We start from the raw sequence: 629 nt of genomic DNA on the forward strand, positions 1-629 counted from the left end.
GGAGCAGGTGGGGAATGCACCGTGCAGGCGCCGCAGAGCGCCGCCCCGCAGCCGAACTTCGTGCCGGTCATGCCGAGCACGTCGCGAATGACCCATAGGAGCGGTGTGTCGCCGTCGACATCAACCGCCTTCGGAGCCCCGTTTATTTGCAGCGTGAAACTCATCTTGGTCATCCGATCGTCATTGGAGCAGCGCGGCGCGGCTGAGTCGCTGGATTCAGGATGTGGTGCGCACAAACGGCCCGATGTGCTCGCTGTGGCCTGCGGGTGCTCGCGCCACATCCCAGTGAACTCTTTGACCTCGTTCTTGCCGCCCTTGCCCATGATAAGGCGCGTGACGCAGGCCCCACGCCCCGGCGCTCGTGCTTGGTCCTGCCTGCTCTGCTGAAGAGCCATGATTACTAGTCATCAGAAAAATCCGGGTTGCCAAGAAGTATCTTCTCGCATGTTTCTCTTTTCCTGGAACCGTTCAGGAGTATTCCTCCGCGACAAGCACAGCTAACCTTTGGCGAAGTCCACCCGCTATTATGCCGAGGTATAAAGAGCTAGCCTTTTAGCCTAACCGCTAGCCGGGATCGACGTACGGCCTCAAGAAGGCCGCGCCTACAGCCTCGGCCGAACGCCTCCAAA

1 protein-coding gene is annotated in these 629 nt (G+C 60.1%); it reads right to left on the reverse strand.

Annotated features, from left to right (window positions below):
* Positions 1–323 (reverse strand): (2Fe-2S)-binding protein (locus NMG80_RS37685; RefSeq protein ID WP_436798517.1); only part of this gene is annotated, 323 nt, incomplete at its 3' end.
* Positions 324–629: the final 306 nt, after the last annotated feature.

This window comes from Mesorhizobium escarrei (assembly GCF_935825525.1).
Lineage (GTDB): Bacteria > Pseudomonadota > Alphaproteobacteria > Rhizobiales > Rhizobiaceae > Mesorhizobium > Mesorhizobium escarrei.